The sequence below is a fragment of the Pseudomonas sp. stari2 genome (assembly GCF_040760005.1).
In the GTDB taxonomy this organism is placed as follows: domain Bacteria; phylum Pseudomonadota; class Gammaproteobacteria; order Pseudomonadales; family Pseudomonadaceae; genus Aquipseudomonas.
This window is the reverse complement of record NZ_CP099760.1, coordinates 2454262-2477164: the sequence shown is the minus strand read 5'-3', so window position 1 is coordinate 2477164 and position 22903 is coordinate 2454262. Positions and strand designations below refer to the sequence as shown.

The 22903-nt window shown below is 55.8% G+C and carries 27 protein-coding genes and 1 pseudogene; 4 read left to right on the top strand and 24 right to left on the bottom strand.

The genetic code is table 11. From position 1 onward, the window contains the following. Window positions 1–168: 168 nt before the first annotated feature. From NH234_RS11355 to NH234_RS11345, 3 genes are all read left to right on the top strand, one after another. On the top strand, window positions 169–1092 hold the full coding sequence (locus NH234_RS11355; RefSeq protein ID WP_367256530.1) for a hypothetical protein: 924 nt from the start codon (window positions 169–171) through the stop codon (window positions 1090–1092). Window positions 1093–1188: 96 nt separating this feature from the next. Beyond that, entirely contained in the window at window positions 1189–1398 is a 210-nt protein-coding gene (locus NH234_RS11350; RefSeq protein ID WP_367256529.1) for a hypothetical protein, read from the top strand. 691 nt (window positions 1399–2089) lie between these two features. After that, complete coding sequence (locus NH234_RS11345; RefSeq protein WP_367256528.1) at window positions 2090–2965, top strand: hypothetical protein; 876 nt, start codon at window positions 2090–2092, stop codon at window positions 2963–2965. An 848-nt stretch (window positions 2966–3813) separates the two neighbouring features. Here the strand turns inward: NH234_RS11345 and NH234_RS11340 are convergent. From NH234_RS11340 to NH234_RS11315, 6 genes and pseudogenes are all read right to left on the bottom strand, one after another. Continuing rightward, on the bottom strand, window positions 3814–4572 hold the full coding sequence (locus NH234_RS11340; protein WP_367256527.1) for a hypothetical protein: 759 nt from the start codon (window positions 4570–4572) through the stop codon (window positions 3814–3816). A 59-nt stretch (window positions 4573–4631) separates the two neighbouring features. Continuing rightward, window positions 4632–5156, bottom strand: a complete 525-nt coding sequence (locus NH234_RS11335) for a lysis system i-spanin subunit Rz (RefSeq protein ID WP_367256526.1) — start codon at window positions 5154–5156, stop codon at window positions 4632–4634. Beyond that, window positions 5153–5704, bottom strand: a complete 552-nt coding sequence (locus tag NH234_RS11330; RefSeq protein WP_367256525.1) for a glycoside hydrolase family 19 protein — start codon at window positions 5702–5704, stop codon at window positions 5153–5155. Before NH234_RS11330 ends, NH234_RS11335 begins: the two co-directional genes overlap by 4 nt. An 11-nt stretch (window positions 5705–5715) precedes the next feature. Further along, complete coding sequence (locus tag NH234_RS11325) at window positions 5716–6045, bottom strand: phage tail protein (protein WP_367257160.1); 330 nt, start codon at window positions 6043–6045, stop codon at window positions 5716–5718. A gap of 96 nt (window positions 6046–6141) precedes the next feature. Further along, window positions 6142–6441: pseudogene (locus NH234_RS11320) on the bottom strand (hypothetical protein); the annotation flags it as partial. Beyond that, the gene (locus NH234_RS11315) at window positions 6441–7322 is read right to left on the bottom strand and encodes a hypothetical protein (protein WP_367256524.1); all 882 of its coding nucleotides are present in this window, start codon (window positions 7320–7322) and stop codon (window positions 6441–6443) included. The pseudogene NH234_RS11320 and the gene NH234_RS11315, both read right to left, overlap by 1 nt. Window positions 7323–7372: 50 nt before the next feature. On the opposite strand from NH234_RS11315, the gene NH234_RS11310 reads away from it, so the two are divergent. Next, window positions 7373–7537 (top strand): hypothetical protein, encoded by a 165-nt coding sequence (locus NH234_RS11310; protein ID WP_367256523.1) that lies wholly within the window; start codon window positions 7373–7375, stop codon window positions 7535–7537. A gap of 3 nt (window positions 7538–7540) precedes the next feature. Here NH234_RS11310 and NH234_RS11305 read toward each other — a convergent pair whose 3' ends face one another. From NH234_RS11305 to NH234_RS11220, 18 genes are all read right to left on the bottom strand, one after another. Next, window positions 7541–9742 carry a hypothetical protein gene (locus tag NH234_RS11305; protein ID WP_367256522.1) on the bottom strand — a complete coding sequence of 734 codons (2202 nt, stop codon included), beginning with the start codon at window positions 9740–9742 and terminating at the stop codon, window positions 7541–7543. A gap of 2 nt (window positions 9743–9744) precedes the next feature. Beyond that, on the bottom strand, window positions 9745–10965 hold the full coding sequence (locus tag NH234_RS11300) for a hypothetical protein (RefSeq protein WP_367256521.1): 1221 nt from the start codon (window positions 10963–10965) through the stop codon (window positions 9745–9747). 1 nt (window position 10966) lies between these two features. Next, window positions 10967–11536 (bottom strand): hypothetical protein, encoded by a 570-nt coding sequence (locus NH234_RS11295; protein WP_367256520.1) that lies wholly within the window; start codon window positions 11534–11536, stop codon window positions 10967–10969. Continuing rightward, the gene (locus NH234_RS11290) at window positions 11536–12549 is read right to left on the bottom strand and encodes a hypothetical protein (protein WP_367256519.1); all 1014 of its coding nucleotides are present in this window, start codon (window positions 12547–12549) and stop codon (window positions 11536–11538) included. Before NH234_RS11290 ends, NH234_RS11295 begins: the two co-directional genes overlap by 1 nt. Beyond that, window positions 12462–12872 carry a hypothetical protein gene (locus tag NH234_RS11285; protein ID WP_367256518.1) on the bottom strand — a complete coding sequence of 137 codons (411 nt, stop codon included), beginning with the start codon at window positions 12870–12872 and terminating at the stop codon, window positions 12462–12464. Before NH234_RS11285 ends, NH234_RS11290 begins: the two co-directional genes overlap by 88 nt. Further along, window positions 12872–13165, bottom strand: coding sequence for a hypothetical protein (locus tag NH234_RS11280; RefSeq protein ID WP_367256517.1), 294 nt, complete (start codon window positions 13163–13165; stop codon window positions 12872–12874). The genes NH234_RS11285 and NH234_RS11280 overlap by 1 nt, the downstream gene beginning before the upstream one ends. Continuing rightward, the gene (locus NH234_RS11275; RefSeq protein ID WP_367256516.1) at window positions 13165–14610 is read right to left on the bottom strand and encodes a hypothetical protein; all 1446 of its coding nucleotides are present in this window, start codon (window positions 14608–14610) and stop codon (window positions 13165–13167) included. The genes NH234_RS11280 and NH234_RS11275 overlap by 1 nt, the downstream gene beginning before the upstream one ends. Further along, window positions 14607–15212, bottom strand: a complete 606-nt coding sequence (locus tag NH234_RS11270) for a hypothetical protein (RefSeq protein WP_367256515.1) — start codon at window positions 15210–15212, stop codon at window positions 14607–14609. Before NH234_RS11270 ends, NH234_RS11275 begins: the two co-directional genes overlap by 4 nt. Beyond that, on the bottom strand, window positions 15209–15496 hold the full coding sequence (locus NH234_RS11265) for a hypothetical protein (protein ID WP_367256514.1): 288 nt from the start codon (window positions 15494–15496) through the stop codon (window positions 15209–15211). Before NH234_RS11265 ends, NH234_RS11270 begins: the two co-directional genes overlap by 4 nt. Window positions 15497–15498: 2 nt before the next feature. Then, window positions 15499–15807 (bottom strand): hypothetical protein, encoded by a 309-nt coding sequence (locus NH234_RS11260; protein ID WP_367256513.1) that lies wholly within the window; start codon window positions 15805–15807, stop codon window positions 15499–15501. Between the two features lie 40 nt (window positions 15808–15847). Continuing rightward, on the bottom strand, window positions 15848–16270 hold the full coding sequence (locus tag NH234_RS11255) for a hypothetical protein (RefSeq protein WP_367256512.1): 423 nt from the start codon (window positions 16268–16270) through the stop codon (window positions 15848–15850). Between the two features lie 61 nt (window positions 16271–16331). Beyond that, entirely contained in the window at window positions 16332–17255 is a 924-nt protein-coding gene (locus NH234_RS11250) for a DUF5309 domain-containing protein (RefSeq protein WP_367256511.1), read from the bottom strand. A 15-nt stretch (window positions 17256–17270) separates the two neighbouring features. Then, the gene (locus NH234_RS11245) at window positions 17271–18257 is read right to left on the bottom strand and encodes a hypothetical protein (protein ID WP_367256510.1); all 987 of its coding nucleotides are present in this window, start codon (window positions 18255–18257) and stop codon (window positions 17271–17273) included. Then, entirely contained in the window at window positions 18254–18487 is a 234-nt protein-coding gene (locus tag NH234_RS11240) for a hypothetical protein (RefSeq protein WP_367256509.1), read from the bottom strand. The genes NH234_RS11245 and NH234_RS11240 overlap by 4 nt, the downstream gene beginning before the upstream one ends. A gap of 60 nt (window positions 18488–18547) precedes the next feature. Further along, window positions 18548–18838, bottom strand: a complete 291-nt coding sequence (locus tag NH234_RS11235; protein ID WP_367256508.1) for a hypothetical protein — start codon at window positions 18836–18838, stop codon at window positions 18548–18550. Then, complete coding sequence (locus NH234_RS11230; protein ID WP_367256507.1) at window positions 18825–21110, bottom strand: hypothetical protein; 2286 nt, start codon at window positions 21108–21110, stop codon at window positions 18825–18827. Before NH234_RS11230 ends, NH234_RS11235 begins: the two co-directional genes overlap by 14 nt. 9 nt (window positions 21111–21119) lie before the next feature. Continuing rightward, window positions 21120–22379 (bottom strand): PBSX family phage terminase large subunit, encoded by a 1260-nt coding sequence (locus NH234_RS11225; RefSeq protein WP_367256506.1) that lies wholly within the window; start codon window positions 22377–22379, stop codon window positions 21120–21122. Continuing rightward, window positions 22369–22896, bottom strand: coding sequence for a hypothetical protein (locus NH234_RS11220; protein WP_367256505.1), 528 nt, complete (start codon window positions 22894–22896; stop codon window positions 22369–22371). Before NH234_RS11220 ends, NH234_RS11225 begins: the two co-directional genes overlap by 11 nt. Window positions 22897–22903: the final 7 nt, after the last annotated feature.

The following is a 22903-nucleotide window of genomic DNA, read 5'->3' as shown; positions in this document are numbered from 1 at the left end:
GTTTTGCGCATCACGTTTGTGCCAGCATCGAGCACACCCCGCATTTTTGCGAGTGCCCTCAGATGTAATCGTTGATCGAAGTTCGATGATGGACTAGGCAGGTAACGTCAGTCTAAAAGTCATTGTGATATCGTTTCAGGATCAGCCAAAATTCAAGGTTCCTGATTCGTGCAAGCTTCGCAGACGTTGTGCCCTTATAGCAATCAACCGCTCAGCTCAATCCAGCGGATCAATGAAGAGCATGTATTACCTGTAGCGATTGGCGCACCAGTGAAGTTTTCCGTCATGGCTTCCGAACTGGAAAACAGCAAGATGAACGATCTCATCGACGCCCCGTTTTCTAATGATCAACTCATTCGTTTTTTAGCTATGAGCCAGGGTGTCGTGTCCAGATCAGGGCCAGTTACCGCTCAGCTACCAGCCACCGTCACCTCAAGCGGAGAAGCTGTAAAAGTGGCGTTCTCCCAAAATGGTTTAGAACTGAAATTTACGAATCCAGTTGTGACTGACCCAGAGACTGGAAGAGTTTCGGCTGTCAGGGGGTTTGGTAATGCAGCTCACGAGCACGCCCAAAGAATTAAACGGGACTACGCGAAGAAAAATATCAATTTAGATATTGGTGAAACAATTAGCGATCCGCGACCACAATTGAACGTATCGTTCACTGGCGACACTTATATTATCGGTAAAGAACTGCTGAAAATTGCCTACTTGATGACGGTTTGGTGTTTTGGAGACCAAGCAATCGATTCAGAAAGCGGGAGGATTTACCGAATAGGACTTGAAAAAGACCGCGATGACGACATGGATTCGTTCGGCCTACAACGAACCACAACTAGAATCCCAGGAATTTCCTGCAAAAGCGAAGCAAACACGCATGTCCTTATATCTACAGTGCTGAATGAAAAGCTCGTTACATCGGTACAGCTTTTCGGCACCTTTGCAGGCATTTTCATAACGCCTGCTGTAGGCATAGACGCAGATGACGGCCAAGGAGTTTCCGTGAAGATAGACCTGTCAACCGGTACAATCACTGAAACCGATGCAGTGCTAGCAATGCTGGAAAATGTCCAAAATTATTTTGAATCTTAATCAGTAGCTCGCTCTGCGAAATCGAACCACCACTTTTCATGGCGCCCCTCGAACGTTCCCCCTGCTAGGCTGGTTTCGTCCACAGAGGAAACCCGAATGCCGAACTCTGATCTGCTCCCTTCCCTGCTCTTCAAAATCAACGAGAACCAACTCGCCCTTGAAGCCGCCATCATGGAGCTCACCCTCTGGGTGGAGCAGCGCGGATCTGCCGACGTCGCAGAAAACGTTCGCGAGTCTCTGGCCGCAATCGATCGGAATGAGGAGTTCATCAAGATGACCCTGGCCGTATTGATGACACCTGACTGACAGCTATCGGCCGAAAGCGGGCAATTCAACCGGGACTCAGAACTCCGTGGATAGCCAACGGTTTCCATGGCTTTCGCGCTGGGGCAGTCGGCCTTTTTTCCCAAGATGCGTATTACGGGACATCCATCGGCGCAACGATATCCTGATTAGGTGTATGGAGGTATGAGTAAGGTGACACTCACTGTCATCTGATAGTAAATAGGCCCAGAGAGTTGTGCAGTAGTCATCGATGTTCGAGATTTTTCCTTTGAACTTGACTGCGACGGATTTGAGCCGTTCTTCAATTATTCTCCTCAGATCGACCAACCCTCCACTCCCACAAGAACCGGGAGACCACAGATCTCGAATAGCCTCCGTAATCCGATAGCGAACTTCGCCGGGGCTTGAGCAGGTGGCAGTGAAGGTGTTCCATGCGTAGGGGCCACACACCTCGGCTGCGGAGCCTTCTTACTCGCTGCGAAGCTTCACTACTCCCCTAGCCGCCTGCTTAGCCAACCAGTCGCCCTTTATGAGGGAATGTAAAAGACGCTCAGCCGCTATTGGTGGGGTCTATAGCACCTTGTTTTGTTAACACTCCGGCAGAATGGGGATGTGCGGCAGATCTTGATCCCCGCCCCCCAATATCATTATGATATCAACCTTGGTAAGTCTTGATGAAAGTGATTAATAATTACTGATTTTTGGGGTTGAAATGCTTGACGATGAACCGGATAACGATAATAACCTTGAGAATAGCTCTGTAATTTACAAGCAAGGGCAGCGTGAGCGCCTCAGGCAATTTGTTATCGGTGGCAAGGATACATCTGGGCATACTATTGTAAATGTCTTTACAAGAGGGGATGAGTTTGTTGTTTACGCAATAGCTGATGCTGATGAGCCTGAAACATTTAAAGTTTATGTCGATACAGAAATCGAGTCAGACCCGAAAAATATCATGGGCAGACTGGAATCGATTAAAGAGGAATTGGCAGATTTTAGATCAATTTTGCACAAGGGAGTGCACGATAAGTCTATAAAACATCGCGCTGCCAATGCTGTTTCCACCGCCCTTCGTGGCGATCCTGATTCGGCAAAAAAGATATTTATTAAAATACGCGAGCAGGTAAACAAGGAGTATATGATAGTTCAGAGAGGTAGAGTTCTGTACCTTTCTGGAGCATTCTCTTCGGCGATCATGTTGGTTTTATTTGCATTGATTTCATACTCACTTCGCAATTCCGAATGGGCGCAAAATATTGGTGTGATTAAGGATTTTTTATATGCTGTATCTTTTTCTGCGCTCGGCGGGTTGCTATCCATATCGCTAAACTTGAAGTCCATAGCCTTTGAGCGAGAGCTGCAGTTGTACGCATACTTTGTTTATGGAGTGCAGCGTATTGTTTTGGCCGCTCTAGGTGGGACTTTTGCGTTTGTAGCAGTAAAAAGTGGCTTAGTACTTAGTCTCGTTCTGACTTCTGCTGAACCTATGTACGCAATGCTGGCTGTGTGTATAGCAGCGGGCTTTAGTGAGACACTTATTCCAAATGCGCTTCAAAAACTTGAGTCTTCTGATTTAACTGGACGGTAGAGATTGACCTGGGGGAACCCCGACCTTCTCCATCCTTAAGGCTGGACTTGCAATTTTCGCAGAGAGGGAGACTTGGTTAACAGTTTCGGCAGATCAGTGTCGACCAAAGGTCTAACCTTTTCGATGTGTCTGGGGTATCTGATATTACGGCGTTTCGATTTGAGATTGCTGGGGTCGCTTGCGACCCTTTCGCGGCACAAGGCCGCTCATAAGCAACCATGACTTCTGTATGAGGGGCCAAGGCTGTTCAAGTGGAAAGCTTGGTGAGGGCGTCCCCCTGCCTCCCAAGGTTGCTCGGGTTCGGGCTTAAAGATTCTCTTTCTGGCCGAATGAAGCTTTTCGTGAATGTCCGACGGCTTGTTTCGGAGCGCGGCAAACGTCCGCTTTTGGCCGAACGCAGCCGCTTATTACAGCTCGTCGCATAACCCTCGCCCGCTTTTTCTTGCCTCGATTACTGTATATCCAACTAGCATAAAGCAAGGCGCCACCGTGGATCCTTCCGATATCGAAAACACAGACGACTGGCTTGGATGCCCCACGCCCCTGAAACCTGCCAGCACCAGTTGAGGCTGCACGAGTACGAATTCGATGAACTGAATTTGCATCTTCGACAAGCCCGTGAACTGATATTCAAGCTGGTCGATATGCACGCTGAAACCATCAGTCAAAAAGACGAAGCAATGACAACCCCAAGGGAAAAAGCGGCGGAAACGGCCAAGCTTCGCAAAAACCTTTATGACCTAGGCATCACGTCAAGAGGTCATCTGCGCGAAGCTAATCGGCTGCGTGAAACTCTAGATGGGCTGACACCCACTACCAAAACAATCGTACAATTTTTACGAGGCAAATTAGTATACCAGCAAACTTTCTCGACCATCCCAAGTGAAGCACGCGTAGAAACTAATTAGCACAGCCCCCAGCCTATCCATACTTTCATCGGATATATCAACATATCCCTGCTGACCATTTTCCAATAAAGTCATATACCGTGAACCGTCAAAATTCTCTATAAAAACCCCTCCTCCTGGCACTATTTTATCTCCATGTCTATTCTGACCTAATATACGATCCTCTAAATGGTGCGCAGTATTCCTCACATCATAAACACTCCCGAACTCTGCGAGCATTTCATCATAAACTTTCGCTAGGCCATTCCAACCGGGCAGTACTTTTTTCGTTAATTTCTTCAGGCACTTTTCAAATTCATCCAGTGCAAAAATAAAAGCCCGCGCAACTATCGCGACTTTATGTGATTTGAATGCGCTTGGTACTTCTCCTTTCCTCCACTGTTCTACAAGAAAAAGCCGGGTAATTTCGTTGTCCCGTTTATGCATGGCATCGAGATCTAGTTGGGCAGCTATCGACTTTGAATCGAGTTCTTTGCGCAATTCTTCGGTACGAGCCCTTCGATATTGAAACTCTTCTCTGGAGTTAACAATCAAGCGGCTCTCAGCCGAAGCAGTCTTGAACATTTCCAACGCAACAGCAGCGGTTTCGAACGCGCGAGTGATAGCAAACACTAATGACTCCACTCTATGTCGCTCTTCATCAGAAAAACCTTGAAGAACAATATTGGTGCCAGGCTTAACGATATCAAATACCTTCACAGTGCTGTCTCCCGACACATGTAAGTATGACAATCTAATCCTAAACGAGGATCAAATGTCTACTCCAGTCCCAACGGCTTTTGGGAAACTGTTTTCACATAGGCTTGACATGCTGCCAAAGCAATCAATCCCCGGTCCCCGGCGGCGGTGATGGCGATAATTCGTTGAGCATACGCCGGGTCAAGTCGGGCGCGTATGGCTGCATGATCCAAGCCGCCGGCGCCGGTGGCGGCAGGCACTGAACAGCCACTGGCTGAACTCGCATCGAGGAGGACTGACAGCCGCAGATCAGAAGTGGCAAGGCGATCGCGCAGGAGAGCTTGGTCTTTTTGTGCATTGGTCATTTTCTCGGAGTGGGTTTTATCACTGGCCGCCAGCCGCTGCTCGAGCGCCAGCCGCTTGTCTTGCTCGGCCTGTTGCGCGGATGCGGCTGCCATGGTCAGCTGATTCAGGGTTTCGGTGTGCAGACGATCCTGCTCGGCCAGTTGCTTCCCGTAGCGCCAGTCCTGTAGCTGCAATGCGCAGGCGGCACCGAGCAGCAGCGCAGCTATATAAGGAAGGAATCTCAGCCAGATGGAAGTCATGCCAGCACCTTCTTGGCGCGGTCATAGAACTCCAAGCGCTCAGCAAGACCGTTCAAGCCCCCATTGATGCGCCGGGTAATGCCTTCCATGTCGCCAGCGTCTGCCAGGGCGTTCAAATTGCGCGAGTTCCAGAACCATGCCGCCGACTTGCACGCCCATTCGGCTTGCTCAAGCAGTTCAGGAGTGCGTAACAGGCGGTCATCGCCGAACAGCGCCTTGCTGCAGGCGAGATAGTTGTCATGGCCCGTAATCTGAATTGCGCCGCGCCCCCGGTATAGCTGCCCATCGCCATCAGCCTCTGGCGTATTGCCCAGTCTCTTGGCCAGCGGACCGGTATCGTACTTGCTCAGGTATTGGTCGCCGCCCAGCTCCCGGACGTACCGGAACTGGCCTGACTCGTGACCGACCTGAGCGATGAACGCCGCCATACGAAGTGGCGTGTTGATCTGGTAGCGGTCCATCGCCAAATTCAGTGCAGATGCAAAAACGCCGGCTTGGCTGCCGGCGTTCGGGAGGATCTGCAATAGCTGCTTTTGTGTGATAGGCATACTGCCTCCTGTTAGGACGCGTCAGGCGATTTGCCTTGAGGGTCTGCCACGATAACCGGGATTGCTAGCGCAACCGGCCATGTCGGATTTGCATGCCATCCTGGCTGTTTGGTGACTTTGCCCAGTGCGAATTTGTAGGCCTTCCATGCGGTTAGGACAGGGGCCAATGCCGCCTGCTCGGCAATCTCATCTTCTGTTGCTTCGCCGAGCTCGATGCCATACCCAATGGTCTCTATCCGATCGGTGATACGCGCGATTTGAAAGACTGCCTGCGCATTGCGCTGCGCCAGTTCTGCTTTCATTGCCGCCAAATGCTCGGCATCTGCGGCCGCTGCCTTCATCGCAGCAGTAACGAGTAGAGACCAGTTGATATACCCGTCAGATGTATTCTCTGGAGGGAACTCAGGTGCCTGATAGGGCGGGTCGTTCTCGCCAAGAACCGGCTGAGGAAATGCAACATAGCCATCCGGAACGTCCAGAAGCGGAACAGGAAAGGCCTGCTCTTGGCTGTAATTCCACGGGATCGGGAAAAGCAGCGTGATCGACAGCTCCCCGCCTACGACCTCAACAGCTCCAGCCTCAGACAGCCAGACGCTATGGAATGCTGATCGCGGCAAAGTATCGCCGTCTGCCATTCGTGAAAAGTCGAAAACCTCACCATTGATTGTAAGGACACTTCCGGACTTATAAACAACGAGGGTGTCATCGCGGCGCTGAGGGCTAAGAACTATTTTCATTAGTACCATCTCCCGATTGCAATGCAGTCGAAGTCGATCGAGTAAGTGGCAATATCACCAACAACGAACTGTGCGAGACTGAATACAGAGACGCTTGCGCTTGCGCCTGTGCGACTGAAGGCGCTCGCGGAGGTTACCTGCTTTGCTGTGCCGAGCGTGCCGAGCAGGTTGGCGCCCACGTAGCCCAAGGCTGCGAACGTAATGGGGAATGTCCAGGTGAACCCGATATTTGACGTGTTGAAGAAGCCGATGCCGCCGGCACCTAACCGCCACGCCACCATCGTCCCATCAGCAAGCTTGATGCATGATCCATTGCCATTGGTGACGTACTCAATGACTGCACCGGTTGGCACTCCAGCAGACTGCGAGACAGTGCCTACAATGTTCGACCGGTTGTAGGAGAAAGCGATCGTTCCGCCGCTATCGCGCTTGTAGAAAAGGCAAATCCAGTTGCCGCCACCCAAGCTCAGAAACTCGGCAGTATCATTGATAGCCGTAACAATGTTGGCACCTGACGGCAGAATCAATGATGCCCCGTTGTAGGTAAGGGTCAGCACATTCAAAAACCTGAGTGTGCGCCGCGCACCCGCGGCTATAGTGCCAAGACCGGTGATCGTGGTTGTTCCACTGATGTACATCACATTTGCCGACACGGCGCCAATGTCAGTAGTGGTAGCTGACGCAACTGTCGGTGGCGGTGCATCATTTACTGCCCCTGACAGGGTGCCACCAGCAATTGCCAGCTTGGTATCGTGCAACAGGGCAATATACGAGGCATACGTTCGCAGATAGTCGTCAATGAGCGATGGCGATTCTGAGCCTGACGGAGAGTTACTGCCGGCGGTGGTCGAAAGGTCATTGATCGAAGAAGGGATCGGCATTTTTGGTCATCCCATGAAAAAGCCCGCACTAGGCGGGCTTGGAGGTGTTTGTGGTTGGCGATCATTTATTGCAGGCGCTACAAATCTCTGCCGTGCTCGTCGGCGTGCAACTGGTGGTCAAACTGGAGGACTGGCTGACGATCCTTGCCAAAAAATATCTGCCCAAGGGCAGCCTGATCAGGAAAATCGTCCTGATCAAGCCTGACGAGGATTAGTCGTTACTGCTCCGAGACCCCCAACAGTCCAGGCCCCATGAGCAATGGCAGCAAGCTTGATTGTGGCTTCTTGGGCACCGTCATGCTCAATGGCGGATTCAGCGCTGAGCCAACATCAGACATTTGCTTGGCCTTGCCGGCGGCACTGATCGTAATGTCGAGAAGCCCTTTGGCACCCGGAATCGGAATTTTCCCAAGGGTTTGCGTAAAGCGCATTAAGTTCGGCATCGTGGTCGATCCGGCCGGCTTCATCGGTGGATTGTTGATAGCACCACCAACCCGCAAGATCCTCTGGTATTCAGCCCATCCATCAGCCCCAAAAAGAGCCCTACCCTTTTCCGGCCCAATCTTGTCGAGCGCCTTGCGCAGGCCATTGATTGTAAACGAACCACCTGTTTCCCCCTGAAGTGTTGCCGAATCGCGGATATAAGCCCGGGCGGCATCCTGAAGCGAACTCATGATCGGCACGCCGCGCTCCTGCTCCAGCTTGGCCAAGCCTTTGAGCTGGTCAACCTTCATCTTCCCGACGATGTCCGGCAGATCCTCGGGCGCGTAATTGCCCTTCAAGACCTTCTCGATCAATGGGCTGGCTTCCTGGAAGCGGAACCGATCGGCTGCGGCCGAGCGTGCGGAGCGGAACGCCTCCGCAATACCAGGGATCGCTTGTTCACCAGACTGCCCAGCGCCGACAGGACCAACACCACCTTGGAATGGGACTATTGCACCTTTATTAGAGCCTTGTGCTGCGCCTGAGAGCCTTGCCTGCCCGCCAATTTGCGCGGCAGTGAACCGCTGCCTCGAATCGCCAGTGAACGAGTTGGGACTGCGCATGCCCGGTGCAGGGTTGAATGCCGCCGTCTCTCCATTGTCGATCGCATTGATCAGGTGCTTTTTGACGATCCCGAGCGCCACGGCTTCCGCGCGATCGTTCGTGCTGTAAATCCTGCCGTTCAGCGCTTGTAGGCGCTGCAAAGCGGTACCCATGTCGAATGGCTCTTTGCCGGTGGTCGCCTTCTGGAACCAGCTCAGCGTGTCCGCCGGCAACTTCGAGCCCAGCATCTGCTGATCAAGCTCCATGGAGGTGTCGTTGACGAACTTGTGAGGGTCGAGGGGAATATCTCGGCCGGCGGTGTTTCGAGCCGCTTGATACAGATCGTCGGCCTTGGCCCTCAGTCCCGCGTCATAGTCGGTCACGGACTTTTGCAGCACTTGCCCGCGCTGATAATCCGTCGCGTCACCTGCGCCCTTTCTCACGCCATAGAGCAGTGACTGGTGAGCATCCATAAATCGCGTTTTGAGTTGGTCATCAACCGTGTTGAGGTTGTTTTCCAGCCACCACTGTTTGGGATCTCGAGTCAGCCATCCTCGCGTTGGCTTGATACCCAGCGCATTGAAGTCGGCCATGCGTCCAAGTTGGACGGCGTCGAGGCTGTCCACGTCCTCCATGGACTTCTTGGCGATATTGATGACTTTGTCTTTGACGGCTTGCGGAAGCGCGTTGTAGTCGATGCCTTTCTGGGCGAATTTGGCTGAAATTTCCATCTCGACTGGTGCGGTAGGCGTCACCATCGCTTTGACGCCGCTCGCCACCTTGCTGATGCCGCGACCAACTGCCAAACCTGCACTGCCACCTACCGCACCGGTCAATGCGTTGGCAGCTCGGTCGGACATATCACCAGGCTGAGAGACCGCACCAAAAGCCGCGCCGCCGGTCGCAGCCTGTTTGTAGCTGGCCGGATTGATTATGGCGTTTCCGCCTCCCTCCACCAGGCCGCCCAAGGTTTTGACAGCCGGCATAGTGCGTGCTGCGCTCGTTGCCTGAATCGCTTTGCCGCCTGCCTGCAGACCACGCCCACCGAGATAGGCCAATCCAATCTGGCCACCGACGTTACCAACGATGCCGGCCGGGTCAGACATCAGATCGGAATCTGCGCCCGGAGCACGCTGCCAGCCGCGCGACCACAAAACACCTCCCAGGCCTATGCCTTCCATTAGGTCAGCGACTGCCTTCCCTGCTCCGAGAGTGCCTTTTTCCAGCCAGTTGCGGCCCGCGAGTCGATCGGGTGGCGTACTATTGGATTGCGGTTGTGGCGCGACCGGCTGCACAGGGTTTTTCTGAGGCGAGCCACCAGATTGTTGCACCTGCTCCTGCTCCTGCTCCTGCTCGAGGCGCAAACGAAACTCGAACTCTTCGTCTTCGGACATGGTTATTGCCCCTGCCGGCGTTTGAATTCTTGATAGCGAGCTTCTTTAGCTGGATCGGAAAATGCGCCAGCTTGTGGCATTGCCATTGGCGCCGGAGGCTGCGCACTGCGTTGAGCGGCCTTTTCCGCGCCACGACCAGCTGGAATCGCCATATCCTTGACCGCTTGCTCGCGAGCTAATTTCTTTTGCTTGATCACTTCGTCGCTATCGCCTACCACTGGGAAAAAGGTACGCAAGTTGGCTGCTACCTCAGCTGGAGTTGATGCAGCACCAGTTTTTGCTCGCAAAAATCCCTCTGCCCACTGTTCCTGAGCCTGGGCAATTCGCTGACCGTCTTTACCAGCAAGAACATTGGTCAGCGGATTACGCGCAAGCTCTACACGCGCAGGTGAAGCCGAACCACTGAGGCTATCAAGGACGTTTTCGGCGCTTGCCATCTGACTTAGGTACAGAGTGTTCTTGCCTTCCGACTCCGTCAGTTTCGAAGCGCTCCCATCCTTGAAAGGCGTCCCGCTTTGCGTCATCACTGGCGTTGCTTGCCCCGTACCTTTATCGACGCGGTAAGTGTTACCGTCTGGACCGGTAATAATTTGAACGCGCTGGGCCTCTTTGTTGATGTTGTTCGCATCGTTCATGATGCTGTTCTGCTGCCGCTGGTTGGCGATACCGGCCCAGCCGCGCGAATTGGCGGCTTGCTCTGCCGGCGACATGCTGACGCCGAAGCTCTGGCCGGCAGTTGGCACGGCGAACTGTTTGGTTGCGCCCAGATCCACAAGCTGCGGCGCGACGTAGGAGTCAATCGCATTGCCCACTGGTCGCCCGTATTCGTCATACTGCATGGTCTGCTTGCTGCCATTGGCTCCAGGCACTTCGACCGTGCGCGCCACTTTGTTCAGCGTAGAATTTGGCAACTGGGCATATTTGGCAATTTCTTCAGGCGGTATTGCCAAAGATGCGGCTGTTTTCCAGTCAAATGTACTATTGCCATCAGCATCTTTCCCATAAAGGGTAGGAATCGCCTCGGCTTGTCGAAGCTGAAGTTGAGCCTTTTGCTGCTTCAATGCGTTTGCACCGGCAGCAGAGTAACCGGCGATCCCGGAAAGACCGGCAGCGCCCAGCGTATTCATCGGTCCGCCGCGCCCCGCCGTCGCCAAACCGCCAAATGCCGCAGCCAACAGACCTTGGCCCGCTGGGGTTTTCACAAAGTCGAGTAATCCGTCCATATCAACCCCACATGCCGCGTTGCTGCGCCATCATTTGCTGACGCCGGGCCAACAGCGGGTCCTGCGATCCTTGGGCGAGCTGGGAAAGAGTTTGTGAACCACTGGCGCTCAATGGCTGCATTTGTGGCGCCTGCTGCTGGTTTTGGCCACCAGACAGCAGCCCGGCGGCCGTCATGCCAGTTGAAGCCGCGTCCATGAACGGTTTGGCACTGCTGGCAAACTGACCAGCTTGTTGGCCGAAAGTCCCCAAGAGGCCGGTCGACGGAGCGGCCGAAGCGCCGCCAGCCATGGTGGCCGATCCAGCAGTCCCGGAAGCCAGAGACTGCCCAAGGCCGAAACCAACACCGCTTCCTGCGCCACCAGCACCGGCGGCACCGGCTGTTGCTGCGCCAGCACCACCTGCAGCTCCTGCACCGCCGGCGGCAGCACCGCCAGCAAGAGCCGCGCCGCCCAGCAGGCCACCGCCAGCCCCCATCGCGCCGCCAATCGCTGCACCTTTCAACGGGTTCTGTTTGTTCGACATCGCGCCAGCAATAGCGCCGATTGCGATCGGAATCAGTAATGGGAGCATTATTTGCCGCCTCCAGAGGATTTGGTGGACGAAGACTGCCCAAGACCGGAATCAAACACGCCGGACATGGCCGCGAGCTGCTTGTATGGGAGATTCTGCTGGTCGAGATAGCTCTGATATCTGGCGTCCAGCCCCTGCTGGGTGTTTTCCTGACGCTGCTGGCCGACCTTCATCAATTGCGCCGCATCTTCGTAGGCCTGATTGCCGTAGGTCGGCGCCAGATTCAGGTATTGCGATTTGAGCTGGTCATTTCGCCCGGCATAGTCTTGAGCCGCGGCGAGGTTACGGTTCAGTTGGTTTTCGGCCAGGCCCTGCTGAGCGGTGTAATCCTGCATGCGCATGTTCGAGGCGGTATTACCGAGATTTTTGGTCAGATCATTTAGAGAGTTCTGCACAACAGCCTGATTGCCGGTATTGCCGAACGATCCAGATCCAACCATTTGCGTCGTGAGGCCTGGAGCGATCGCGTTGTTATAGTTGCGCGTGATATCGCCCATCGCGGCATCGATGTTCTGCTGAAGGTAAGGGTTTGGACCGGCATAGCTATTGGTGCCAAGGTTGCCCAATGAAGTCGCAGCGTTACCGCTGGCAAGGGCGTTCTGCATGGTACTTTTGCCCTGATTCAGCAACTGATCGCCGCCGAATACACGGTTCGCGATGGCCTGTTCGCCCTGGCCCTGCCACCAGTTCATGTCGGCGACTTGCTGTCCGCCGTATGGCTGATAAGACTGATTCGCAAGATCCATTGCCTTGTTGCTGTAGGCAGTAGCCAGCGGTTTCAGCTCCGCAGGGATGGTCTGCGTGGTCGTGCTCGACCCGCCGCCTCCCTTGTGCGGACGGATCTGGTCGCCTTTGAAGGATGGCAGCGCGCCAATAGCCGGGCCGCCGAAATCAGCACTCAGCTGTTGATGCAAGGTTTCAATATTCACAGATCGACCTCCAAGACTTGATAGACCGGCGTAAACCCGCACCGCTGGTGATAAAGACGTGCCTGAGCCGGCTTTGCTGCGCACCTCAACTTCAGGCAGCCCAGAGAAAACGCCAGCGCTTTTAGCTCATCAAAGAAACTTTCGAAGTGCCCATGCGGGGCGTACATCTCGTAGGTATAGAGGACGCGAAAGTTCGGAAGCTGCTCCACGCCAACTACGCCCCAGCCGACAATTTTTTCATCACTATCCATCCTGACCAGGGTGCGCTCACCACGGCCAAGCATCATTTTCAGTTGATCGCCTGTGATCTCGCCGCCAGACGTTTCACACGCCGCCGCCAGATTGTGCGCACCGTCACGCCATGCAAGATCTATATGCGTAGTCGGCACCATGATTATCTTGTTCATCAGTTACCCGTCAGGCAGCGCCGTTGTACCCATGTGCCGGGCGTGCCGGAGACGACACAGGTCCAGCCATCGATGAAGTATTTCGAGCCAGCAGCACCAAGCTCGGCTGGCGCAGAGTTCTTTATGGAGTCGCCCTGCATCCAGGCGCCAGAGGTTGGCGCAGCAGTGAGCGCGGTGTAGAACGCGACAATTCGCCCTTCGGAGATCTGGTTGATCTGTGTTGCGTGCTCGCGCAATTCGCGCTGTAGGACCGGGTCACTGGTGCCAACACGCGGCGTTGTGTTTGTCTTCATTACCTTCCACCCGCTGGTATGGCTTCAGCATCCATATGCGTGATCCTGACTGGGCCAGTGAAGGTAAAGACTGCCTTGTGCCAGCGTGCCGTTTGGCGAAGGTCAAACTTCCCGTCAAGAACCACTCCATTGGCCCCTGCAGTAAAACCAACGCCTGAGTTTCTTTGAATGAATGTCTGCACCGATGCGGATGATGGTGCGCGGGCATACCGTAGCCTGATCTTGTTGATCGATGAGACGGTGTCATCGTCCCCGACTTCACCGGTAGTCATGCTGCTACCAGTAGAGGCGCCGGTCATGGCCTGCAATTGGTGCGAGGTGTCGAAGATCGATAGCGATTTACCGCCGGCAAGCCAGAACTGTGAATCGAACGAATAGGGAGCGAGCCCATCAATGGTCGAAGAAATAGAAGAGAGACCGTCAATGGTCACGCCGCTGGACACGTAGTTGAGCGCAGCCTCAACGCTTCGATTGGCAACGCCCCATTTCTTGGCGTTGATGTGATAAACGATCGCGGAATCTGGCGTTTGGGAGCTGAGTGACGGGTAGAAAATCCATACCAGATTCTTCTGCTTGTCGAACACGCAGATTGTCCGATAGCGGTAGGACGGGTTCGAGTTATCGAAAAAGAACTGCCGGACAAAGCCATCAGCAACGGGAATCGGGCGCGTGCCATCGAAGATCCAGATATTGTCATCGCCGACAAAGAAATGAGCGCCACCGATATCGCAGATCGCCTCCTTGCCGATGCAGCCAGCATCACCCCCTGGCACTTGCAGCCAGTTCCACACGGTAGGCGCGCCGACGTACTGTCCGAGGTAAATGGAGCGCTGCTTGTAAGCTATGGCGTACTCACCAAGGCGCATACCGGCAGTTAGCCGCCCAGCAGTAGCTACCAGTCGCCCGGCGGTGGCCTGAGTGGCCAGGTTTGGCGTCCATGACGTATCGTCAAATGCTGCGCAGCACTGCCAGCCATCGGGCTTTTCAGAACCGTCGTTCAGGTTCAGAGCCATGACGAACGCACCAACGGTGAAAATGATTTCAGCCTTTGGCGCTGTTGCCACATCGGCGAATGCAGCGCCGCTTGAGCGCTGTATGACGTCTGCGCGGTTTGCGCAGAGCGTGGCGTCACCGAACTGCGTAATGGACCAACGAGTGTCAACGCCGCCCGTATAGGCCGCTGCTCGGCCTATATCGACCCAGACGCCAGCCGACAGCTCGTAAAGCTTTGTGGTAGTGCCGGCGATGATGCGGCGCGTATCGTCAAGCTTTGCTACCACCGCAGCGCCAATGCAGGCAGCCGCAAGCGCAGGCGTACCGGCTGGCGTTGCTGGTTCCGGCGCGCCCTCCATACCGTTCAGATATGGGATCAGGTTGGTGCAACTCGAAATCAACCCGGGAGTTGTGACATCAGCGTCAGGCGCGAAACCGGTGATCGGGATCATCGTTGACGGACCTTCATCGTTGAGCCGCTGTACCAGTCAACGCCGTTGATTCCTTCAACCGCCTGGGCGTATAGCTGTCCCCATACGGCGAGACGGGCATCGTTCATGATGAATGGCATCGCGGCCAGCAGGGAGGCATACAGATAGGCGTTAGGCCAGTTGGTCAATAGCCAGTTGGTCGGGCTCGAATCTGATAATGCCGGGATTCGCTGCTGGTAGGTAAGCTCCAGCGAGTACACAGCATCAGGGATTGGAGCGAGTTCGATGTTGCCGCCGATTACGGTGAACACGACAGGTTGCCCAGAGCCGTTCGCTGCATAATCGATGCTCAACTCGTCAGGCGTCCGATAGGACAGCGGCTGGTTATACGTGCCAACCACCTGAAGCCTGCGCATCTCCAACATGTCGGTTGGCAGCGCAACGGTTTTCGTTCCTGCAACCGTGGCGAGCGTGGTCTTATTTTCCATCGATCGAGTTTTGAGATCCGTGCTCATCTGCGCCTCGGCCAGCGTGATGAAATCAGGGATATTTGCCGTCAGATCGCCACGGTTCAGCCAGGAAGCTACTGATGCTTGCAGTTCGGCATAGGTGGTTATGCTCATACCTTGCCCTTCCAGACCCGAAACGCCGACAAATCAGGATCGTTCAGCATCCGGCGCATGTGCTCCTTGTTGCTCATGCACTCGTGGAAGGTGATCGAATGTTTGTTGCAGTAGTCCTCGATGACCACGAAAGGGATGCTGGCCGCGTGCTTCATTTCCGAGCTGCCATGGTGACCGCCGTTATGCAGAGCCTTCATGCGCTCGGCAATTGGCGTGCAGTCTTGGGTGCGCTGAACGGTCATCTTGCCGTCGTGGAAATGGAACTTCGTGTCGAGGTCGATCATGGTTACATGTTCTCCAGCGGCGAAACCTGGACGATCCCAGCAGCAGCAACCTGAATTGCGGCGATCTTGGTGAGCTGATGGACAGCCAGAATCACAGCGTCACCTGGCTGAACCTGCAGGTCGGTAGTTACCGCCGTCACAGTGCCGTTTCCGAGGCGCACGCAGGCCGGAGCTGTAGCAGCGATGCGGATGTAGCGAGGAACTTCGCCAGACTGGCAAAGTGGAATATTGGTGCTCGCGGAAGTGCCGGATGTGGTGATCGACACGCCAGTTACGACGACGCTGATCGCACCCTCGAAGGTGTTGCTCATGGCTATCTCCAAAGGAAGCCGCCCCCGCAGGGGCGGTGAATCAGGCCGGGTTCAGAGTGACGCTGATGTTGCCCACGGCAGACGTGGCCGTGCCGGTCAAGTCGTAGGCGATCGAATCGCCAACGGACAGCAGGAGATCACTCGGGGTGGTGGACAGGGTCAGCGCCTGTTGCGCGTTGGCAGTGCCGACAAGGTTGTACGTGCCGGAATGCAGCACGGTGCCGGAAGTGATCGCCGTACCGCTTGGGACCTTGCGGATCTGCGCGGTGCAGGCGCCGCCAGTGCCAGCCACATCGACACGACCACGAATGGCCTTGACGACATAAGGACGGTCAGCGGTGAAGATGGTGCAGTCAGTGGTCGTAGCCAGATAGTTCAGCGTCACAGGGATAAAGCCGCCGTCACCGCCGGCAGACCCTTCGATCCCGAACGAGCTATCGCCGAGCTGTTTGAGCATGGGCATGTTGCTTACTCCAGAATGAGAAAGGGGAGCCGAAGCTCCCCTTGGGTTGTTGCCGTCAGGATCAGGCGACGTCGTAGACTGCGCCGTTGGCCTTCGGAGCGCGGCTTTCCACGGTCCATTCCACCACCAGCTCACGCTGCATGGCGTCACCGGTCTGAGCCAGCTCGATGGTCTGGAACGGACGCAGGTAGCTGATGGCCCATTTGTCCGATTGCAGGATGAACACGTCGTTCGCGTCCTGGAAGCGGGATGGAATGGCCTTCAGTTCGCCGAAGTCCGAGACGTACACATCGACCGACGCATACAGCTTGGCGTCTTCCGACTTGTCGAAGCGGGTGGCGTTGCCGGTGAAGGTGGAGAAGGTCTGCTTCGCGGCTGGCGGCAGCAGGATCGAGTCAGGCTCGCCACCAGCGGTGAAGATCTTCTGCAGAACAGACTTCAGGCGTGCCTCGGTGAACGCTACGGCGGTGCCCTTGGTGCGGCCGGTGTTGCCGGTATACGAAGCCAGGGTGCCCCCGTTGCGGTCCACGTTGTCCACGACCCAGCCAACCAGACCGCGCGATTGACGCGGGGCGGTGGCAGTGACGTCGAGCTGAGTGGCCGAGCTTTCCATGTCGCGGCGCAGTTCCAGCGCTGCCAGACTCAACTGGTAGGCCAGCTCGTCTTTACGGCCGGCAGGGTTCATCGCCTGTTGGGTGCCGGACACGATCACGGTTTTTGTCGAGATCTGAGTGCGATTGTTCAGGCGAACAGTCGGGGTAACGGTTTTGGCCGAAGCGTTGTCGCCTTCTGCCTGAGCGTTGTTGGTCACTGCCGCCGCCAGATCTTGGGTTTGCCACTCGTGCAGAGTGTTGGATGCCTTGCCCTTGGCCGCCAGCGAGATGAACGGCGTTGCAGTCGGGGAAATGCGGTAGATGGTGTCGGTCAGGTCTTCACGGTTGCCGATTGCGGCAGTGGTGAGGAAAGTATTGCTGGGTGCGGCCATGATGAATCTCCAGAATCAAAGGATAGAGGCGAATACGGCGGCGGCATCCTCGACGCGTCCAGACTTCTCCAGCCGCTTCATGGCGGTGGTTCGGCCGTCTGGGGTGCCAGTGGATGTAACGCCAGGCTTAACCACCCGCTGCGGCGCTTCCTGGACCTTCTTGGCTTGCACTTTGGCATTGGCCATCAGTTGGTCGTAAAGCATCGCCTTGCGAGCCACGATGACGTGGCGGTGGTCGGTAATGGACGAAATGTCCTCATCCCCGAAGCCCTGCTCTTGCAGGAACTTCGAGATAGCGGTTTTTTCGGCTACAGCCTTTGCTTCGTCTTTCCAGTCCGGGAGCTTGGCGAGAAGGTCATCCCGCTGCTGGGCCAGATAACTCTGGTGGGCTTGTGCCTGTTCGTGCTGGAACTGCTGTGCGAGTTGTTGCTGTTCCTGAATGTTTTGCTGATACAGCGCGTGTCTCTTCTGGAAGAGATGCTGCTGCTTCAGGTACTCCATCGGATCTGACTCGCGCAGGGCGTCCCAGTCGATTTGACCCTGTTGTTCCAATACGCCTTCGAGCTGCACGGCCATGCGCTGGAGTTCGGCGTGGTACTGCTGCCGCTCCTGCTGGGCCTTCTGCGTCTCGGCGTCTGCTGCTTTGCGTACCTCGGCCGCCTCCATAGTCTTTTTGGTGTAGTCAGACTGACGTTGGTAGCCGTTCAACAGCTCACTGAGTGGAACCTCGACCTCCTTGCCGTCGATCTTGACGGTGAAGGTCTGTTGCTCCGACTCTTGCTCGCCGGTTTCTGCTTTTTGCTCCTGCTCAGCCTCGACTTCAGGCTCAGCAGCTTGCTCTTCGTGTTCTTCGGCGCCCTGTTCCTGCTCGGTCGCTGCCGGCGGCTCAAGCAGCGCAGCGAACGCCGCAGCGCCGCCGTCAACAGTCAGTGCCCCGCCGCCATCGCCGACGGATTCGTTCATCAGGAAGTGGCCAAATGCGCGGTGGATGAATTGGCTCATGCCTTCACCTCATAACTCTGAGTTTCAAGTGTCATGCGGTTCTCGCCGACGCGATGGGATGGCTCAATTTTTACGTCATAGCTACGACCATCAATCAAAACCGGGAATATCCCGGCATTGGCTCCGAATTCGAGTACGGCGCGAACACAGGCCTCCGTCGCCATGCCTACTTTTTCGTCGGCGGCATTCAGCGCCGCGCAGATTGCACGTTCTGTGGATTCCAAAGACATGGATTGTCCCTCTGTGGATTCAGTTGCGAATGATTACGGACTGGCCTGTGAGGAATGCCCTCAAAGCCGCAAGCTCTCTTTTGCGCGCTCCATGAGCGTTTGCTGATAGATCCTGTTCGCCTCCGCCAACTGGCCCGACTCCAGGCTGGTCGTTAGCGCTGCCTTCAGCCTGTCCAGAAGCTTGAGCGTCAGGAAGATTTTTTCCCTTCCCTCCACGTCCCTTGCCGGTGAGGTTTGCCATGCTTCGGTCAACTCCTGCTTGATGCCTTCAAAGGCCCAGTGAAATGCCTCGTTTTCGAGGCACTCTTTGGCGCGATTGCCGCTATAGATCTGTTCTTCAAGCGTTGCCATCGGTCGTCCCTTGCTGTTCGAAGGATTCGGCCTGCTTCATCTGCGCCGAGCTGAGCGTTGTTTGCTGAGAGATTTGCGCGACGGCGATGCGCGTCTCTGCGTCCAGCTCAGCCTTCCAGCGGTCGAAGTCGAGTTGCATTGCGAGCTGCTGGGTCTTCTGCTGGTCTTTGATTGCTTCGAGCTCGGCCTGCTGCTGGCTCTGCAGCGTCTTCTGGTCGGCCTCCACCTGCTGCCGATTTGCGTCGACCTGCGCCTGCATCTGCATGCGGGCAGTTTCGAGCTGAAGCTCGTGGTCGCGCTTGGCCGCGTCGAGCTGCGCGTTGTGCTGCAGCTCCATTTGCTTTAGCTGCGCATTCGCCTGGATCTTGGCCTGCTCGACCTGCATCTGCGCCTGAGCCTTCATCTGCTCTGGGTCTGGCTTGTTCTGTGGTGGCTGTTTTGATGGGTCGGTGAAGAACTTGTCAGGCGACTTGAAGCCAAGCTGCTTGGCTAGTTCGGTGGCCGCGTTGAAGATGTTGTCCGGCGTGGCAATACCAATCTGCATGCCTTGGGCCTGCACCATGCCGAGCATCTGCAAGTGCTGGATCTTCTGATCCTTGTTGCCCATGCCAATACCGACGTTGATGGTCACGTCGAACTGGTTGCTCCATTCGCGTGGGTCAATCGGAACCCATCCGCCGGTGAGCTTCACGATCTGTTCTTTCTGCTGGTACTGGCAGACAAGCTTCAGTATCAGCTTGAACAGGTCGACGTAGCCTTCTGAGAAGTTCCGTGCGATCAGGTCAAGGCGCATATCTGCGCGGTTGGTGATGACGTTCACACCGGTCGCGGTGTCATTCAGCGAGCCGCTGTCATTCCCTTGGCTGTAACGCGTCCAGCCGGTCTTGTTCTCCAAGTCCTGCTGCATGTACTCCATCATCTGCATGGAGTTTCCAATGTCTGGTGCGCCCTGATCGAGACGGCCTGTGGCTCCCTGCTCCTTGATCCGCACGACGCCACCCGGGCGCGAGGTTAGAAGGTCATCAAGATTGACCTTGCCTTCTACCGCGAAGTACCGACCGTTAACGGCCAGATACATGTTGTCGAGCTGTGCACGCAGGATGCTGGTCTTGGTCTTCTGGCTTTCCATGGCCAAATCCGCAACCGACAGGCCAAAGAACTGGTGCGGCAGCGGAACAGGCGTGATTGACACGAACGGGACGCAATCGACCGGCTCGTTGTCCAGCAGCGTGTTGCCGGCCATGGTGATCTTGCGCAGCTCAGCAATTCCGTCACCGTCATAGTCGCAGCGCATGTAGGCCTCAAGCACCCACACGTTGTTCTGGCTTTCGTCGTTCGATGCATCGTTGTCGATGTAGGCGTTCTCGTCGTTCCAGCTAATGCGCTGGATGCGCTCAGAGTTCATCGCCTGTCCAGAGTCTTCAGACCCGAGGTCGTCCACGTTCTTGTAGCCCATGGACTTCAGTTCGGACTTGGTCCGCTGCACGCGGTGAGCCACAAACTTGGCCGTCTCGATGTCCTTGGCGTTGCGGGCAATCAGGAACTCTTCTGGAGGGACGTTCTCGATGCATACCTTGCCATCGGTCTTGGTGCGTTTGCAGACGACGTCGTAGACCACCTTTGGGGGCACGGCTTCGATCTGCTGAACTTGCTGCATGACTTGCGGCCCTGATTCGGGCTGAGCCTGTGCTTGCTGCATCAGTTGGAAGATGGCCTGCTGTCGCTGTTCCTGGTCATCCTCATCGACACGAACTTCCTGCTCGACGACTTCAATCTCGTCATCGCCCATGAGCTGGGCGAGCTCGACGTCGGACAGTCCGCGATACTCTTCACGAGTCTCCTCGTGGCGGGTATCCCACCAGACCTTGACGATGCCGTTCTTCTGAAGCAGCGCGTCCTTCATCCACGTGTAGGCGATGCGATGGCCGTTGTTCTTCTTGTAGAACAGGTAGTTGACGTACTCGGTCGCCTGCTCAGCCTTCTGCTCGTCGCCTGGCTTGGTCGCTTCGAACTCGGCAACCGTGTCGGAGCCGACGAAAGTGACCATGAGCTGAGGCAGCATCGATTCGATCGTGTCGCGCACATCGGTAGACACCACGGACGAGCGCCCATCCACCTCTGGCGGCGACAAGTCACCAACCGGCATGCCGAGGTAGTAGTACATCGACTTCTGACGCTGCATGCTCAGCTTGGACGATGAATACCCAAGCGACTGGCGCATCTCGGCCCCGACCAGGGCTTTGAGTTCGTCCTCGGTCAGACCCTTTGTCATTTCGTGCCCTTATGCGTTGTTGAGCTTGCGATAGTTGAGCTGGCCGCCCCACTCGTCGTTGCTGAGCTGGTCAGCTACGACTGCGAGGTAGCGCATCACGTCCGCGCCGTGGCTGTATTCGTCGTGCAGCGGTTGGCCCGGTTCGTTTGTCTGTTGGTTGATCTGCCGGCGGTAGCGCTTGAGGCACTCCACGAGGCGAGCCGTTCGGTCACGGTTGAAGTAGGTGCGAGGGAACACTTCGCGAACCCGATTGATGCCCTGCTCGACGTGCATGTTCGGCACTGGCATCACAGTCCATCCGAGCTGGCCCATCACCTCGGCGTCTGACTTGCCGCTCTGGTGGCGCTTGGAGTAGCCGTCATGGGGCAGATAGACGTTGCCCCAGTTCATTGGCTGTCCATCAAGCTGCAAGCCCTTCAGCTCGGCGCTGTACTCGGCCAGCGTGCGCTGATGACCTTCGATGTAGTGGATGATGCGGATCTCGCCTGCCATCTTCTGGGCAAGGATGATCGTCATTGCGTCATTCCAGCCCAAGTCGAAGATGACGTGGGTCTTCAGCAGCCCGTCGTGCGGCACGTTAGCGATGCGCGACTCGGCCTGACTCATCTGCTCGAAGTAGATGGCGCCTTCGACTGCCGGCATGCACTTGCCTTCCCAGATGTGAGCGTATTGCTCAGGCTTCATAGTCTCCTTGGCGTGCAAGCGCTCTTGCTCAAGCACCGCCGGGAACCATGGGTTGTCGTTGTAGTTCATCAGCACCGACACGCAGTCGGGCGGAGGCTTGGTCACGAAGCGCTCGTGCGTCTCGTCAGACTCAAGCTGTGGGTTATAGGTGACCCAAATCTCGGAGTTCGGCTTACGGATCGTCGGGAGCAAGACGTCCCAGCTCTTCTTGACGACCGCGTGGGCTTCTTCAATCCAGACGATGTCGACGCCCTCATAGGACTTGATCGAATCGACTGTGTGTTGCTGAAGGCCGGCGAAACTGAACTCAGTTCCGTTCTTACCCTTGATGTAGGCCTGCTGAACCTCGTAGAAGCCGCCGAGCTTGAGGCTGGCGATCTGATCAGCCAGAAGCTTGTGTACCGAGTCAGCAATGCTCTTCTGGATCTCACGAGTGCACAGAATGCGCATTGGTCTCTGCGCGCCCTGGAGCAGCAACGCCCGGGCAAAACTCCACGACTTGCCGCTACCACGCCCGCCGTACGCCACCTTGTACCGATGCGGCTCGAACAGGAATGCGAGCTTGTCGGGGAACTCAATTGCCATTGGATGGCTTGACGAACTGGATGGTCAGGTTGTTATCACCAGGACCAGAGCCTTCACCGTTATCATCGCCAAGGTTGTAAGCCTGGCGCTGCCCTTTGATGATTTTCAGCTGAGCATCGACGCCGGCGTTCAACGAACGGGCAAAGTCGCCATGGTTCTTGTCATCAATCTCGGCCTCAGACAAGAACGCGCTGAGCTTGTTCGCAATGTCATGCCATCTTGCCCAACTTGAGCGGTGAGACAGGACGAGCGCTACAGCTTGATCGGACGCTTCATCAACGATCTCAGCCTCTGTAACCAGTGGTGACTTTCCATCGGCTCTGGTTACCGCCGTGGTTACCTTCTGCTTGGTTGCCGCCCTGACCTGCTCAGTCAGATCTCGCTCCCAGCCGTGTTTCTTGGCTCGCTTCAGGATCGTGGCGTGGTTTGCACCATGCAACTCACCAATGGCTCGGATCGAAAGAGAACCAGCCCGGTAGGCGCGCTCGATCGCCTCCCAATCAGGCTTGGCTGTCATGCTGAAT